This is a genomic window from Oleispirillum naphthae (assembly GCA_027864655.1).
Classification (GTDB): domain Bacteria; phylum Pseudomonadota; class Alphaproteobacteria; order Rhodospirillales; family Rhodospirillaceae; genus Oleispirillum; species Oleispirillum naphthae.
In genome coordinates this window covers 1,285-2,603 of record JAQAZG010000022.1, presented here as the reverse complement: position 1 = coordinate 2,603, position 1,319 = coordinate 1,285, and the positions used below count along the sequence as shown (strand labels likewise).

Annotated in this window: 2 protein-coding genes; both read left to right on the top strand. The window is 67.3% G+C overall.

What is annotated here, in order from left to right:
* Position 1 precedes the first annotated feature (1 nt).
* Positions 2–661 (top strand): 3-oxoacid CoA-transferase subunit A, encoded by a 660-nt coding sequence (locus tag O7R11_RS14890; RefSeq protein ID WP_337998325.1) that lies wholly within the window; start codon positions 2–4, stop codon positions 659–661.
* Between the two features lies 1 nt (position 662).
* A complete protein-coding gene (locus tag O7R11_RS14885) occupies positions 663–1,319 on the top strand; it encodes a 3-oxoacid CoA-transferase subunit B (protein WP_337998324.1) in 657 nt (218 codons plus the stop codon).

Here is a 1,319-nt window from a genome sequence, read left to right as displayed (position 1 = left end):
AATGACGAACAAGGTCATATCCTACGAAGGGGCGGTGGGCCTCATTCCGGACGGCGCGGTTGTGATGATCGGCGGTTTTCTGGGGGTTGGCACGCCGCATGGCCTGGTGGCGGAACTGGTTCGCCAGGGCAAGCGCGACCTCACGGTGATCGCCAACGACACGGCGTTTCCGGACAACGGCATCGGCAAGCTGATCGACGCGAAGCTGGTGAAGAAGGTGATCGCGAGCCACATCGGGACCAACCCGGAAACCCAGCGGCAGATGATCGCGGGGGAGCTCGAGGTGGATCTGGTTCCGCAGGGCACTCTGGCGGAGCGGATTCGCGCGGCGGGTTTCGGCCTGGGCGCGGTGATCACCCCGACCGGGGTCGGCACGATTGCGGCCGAGGGCAAGCGGACGATCGAGATCGGCGGCAAGACCTACCTGGTGGAGATGCCGCTTGCGGCGGACTTCGCGCTGATCCGGGCGAAGCGCGCGGACTACACCGGCAACCTCGAATACGCGTTCACCTCGCGGAACTTCAATCCGCTGATGGCGTACGCCGCGGACGTGGTGATCGCGGAGGCGGAGGACGTGGTGCCGGTGGGAGCGATCTCTCCGGACACGGTGATCACGCCGTACGTGGTGGTGGATCACCTGGTGGCGAAGGGAGGGTGCTGAGATGGACGCGAAAGAACTGATCGCCCGGCGGGTTGCGCTGGAGCTCAAGGACGGCGAACTGGTCAATCTCGGCATCGGGCTTCCGACGCTGGCGGTGAACTACCTGTCGCCCGATGTGCATGTATCCTTCCAGGCGGAGAACGGGATCGTCGGGTTTTCGGCGCTGCCGGAGGGGATGCCGCCGCTGGCCGACCTCACCGACGCGGGGGCGACGCCGATCGGCGCGCTGCCCGGGGCCTGCGCCTTCGATTCCTGCGTGTCCTTCGGGCTGATCCGCGGCGGGCATCTTGCCGCGACGGTTCTCGGCGGGCTGCAGGTGGACGAGGCGGGTCAACTCGCCAACTGGGTGGTTCCCGGCAAGATGGTGCCCGGCATGGGCGGGGCGATGGACCTGGTGACCGGGGCGAAGCGGGTGATCGTGGCGATGACCCACACCGCCAAGGGCGCGCCGAAGATCCTCAAGAAGTGCAGCCTGCCGCTGACCTCGGTGCGTCGGGTCGATCTGATCGTCACCGAGCTTGCGGTGATCGAGCCCACCGAGGAGGGCCTGGTGCTCAAGGAGACCGCCCCCGGCGTCTCCGTCGCCGACGTGATCGCCGCGACCGAGGCCAAGCTCATCGTCCCGGGCGACGTCCCGGTGATGCCGATCAGCGTCTGA

What these genes read in the sequence shown, in the direction of transcription:
- O7R11_RS14890 (WP_337998325.1), top strand. Translation starts at nt 2, where the DNA reads ATGACGAACAAGGTCATATCCTACGAAGGGGCGGTGGGCCTCATTCCG.
- O7R11_RS14885 (WP_337998324.1), top strand. Translation starts at nt 663, where the DNA reads ATGGACGCGAAAGAACTGATCGCCCGGCGGGTTGCGCTGGAGCTCAAG.